This window comes from Synechococcus sp. R55.7 (genome assembly GCF_047461955.1).
Classification (GTDB): domain Bacteria; phylum Cyanobacteriota; class Cyanobacteriia; order Thermostichales; family Thermostichaceae; genus Thermostichus.
On record NZ_JANSIC010000508.1, the window covers coordinates 1 to 574 of the forward strand.

General features: G+C 61.1%; 1 protein-coding gene. It reads right to left on the reverse strand.

Translation table 11 applies throughout. The features are described from left to right. Positions 1–26: 26 nt before the first annotated feature. The gene (locus tag NW820_RS13405; protein ID WP_414407776.1) at positions 27–482 is read right to left on the reverse strand and encodes an Rrf2 family transcriptional regulator; all 456 of its coding nucleotides are present in this window, start codon (positions 480–482) and stop codon (positions 27–29) included. Positions 483–574 lie beyond the last annotated feature (92 nt).

Consider the following 574-nt stretch of genomic DNA (forward strand, 5'->3'; position numbering starts at 1 on the left):
GAAAGGACTCCGTCCCGCTAACGCGATCAAACCACAAATCCACTCTCCTGATCCTGAGCCGCTTGCCAGCTCCGGGCATCAAAATACAGATCTTCCAGAGTGGTTTCCTCCAACACCTGCTGCACCCGTCGAGCGATCCGCTGCCACAGGGCTTCCGTCACCCAGTCCAGCCGCTCCGCCGGATGCACGGCTGAAGGATTAGAACTGTCCATGAGAGGATCCAAGGATTCTCCCACTGCCGCCAAAATGGCGCTAATCGGGATCCGCCGCGGTGCCCGTGCCAGCCGGTAGCCCCCCTGGGCCCCCCGTTGGGAACAAACCAAGCCAGCCTGCCGCAACTCAATCAGCAACTTTTCCAGGTAGGGAGCTGGGATCCCCTGTCGCTGAGCAATGGCCCGCACCGAAGCCATTTGCCCGGAGCCGAGCATCGCCAGATCCAACAAAGCTTTGATGCTATAGGTGGCCCGCGTTGTCAAGCGCACCGGGATCCCTCTCCGCAGCACTTCTCGATCCTGCCATAGGACTCCGTCCCGCTACCGCGAAAGGACTCCGTCCCGCTACCGCGAAAGGACTC